Genomic DNA, 517 nt, shown 5'->3' with positions numbered 1-517 from the left:
CCCGACCACAACGCGCACACGCGCGCGCGTTGTGGTCGTCTGCCGACCATGTCAGGATGTCCATTCGGTACTCGTTTGTCTTACCGCGCTTGCCATCGTGAGACACAACACCGAGTTCGACTAGCCGCTTGAGCGCCTCCTTGACCGTCGTCACGCCGAGATGGGAACGGGTGGCGATTGTGGGGACGGAAGCGAAACATGATGGTGTCTCGTCGTCGGCGGGTTTCTTGCAAAACGACGCCATCGCCACCAACGTCAATAGGGCGATCGGATCGATATCGGTGCTTTCGGCGTATCTCAGAACGATGCCTGATTGAATAAGCGTCATCTGCTAGGCTTTCTCGTGTCGTCGTACGGGATGACGTTGGAACCCGGCCGTTGTGTGGCGATGCGACGGCCGGGTTCGTCATTTTTTGGACGGGGTGATCGGCCCGAGCAGGTTCACGATGCGTCGGGCGTCTTCCGGCGTCAGCACGGGAGCGGACTCCACGAATTGCCGGATCTTGCCCTCGACATT

At 59.6% G+C, this 517-nt stretch carries 1 protein-coding gene; it reads right to left on the bottom strand.

The window, feature by feature from the left end; genetic code table 11:
- The coding region (locus tag ELR45_RS16185) for a helix-turn-helix domain-containing protein (RefSeq protein ID WP_165367824.1) at positions 1-328 on the bottom strand (328 nt) is incomplete at its 3' end.
- Positions 329-517 lie beyond the last annotated feature (189 nt).

This window comes from Phytoactinopolyspora endophytica (assembly GCF_004138495.1).
In the GTDB taxonomy this organism is placed as follows: Bacteria; Actinomycetota; Actinomycetes; order Jiangellales; family Jiangellaceae; genus Phytoactinopolyspora; species Phytoactinopolyspora endophytica.
This window is presented reverse-complemented; position numbering and strand designations above follow the sequence as displayed.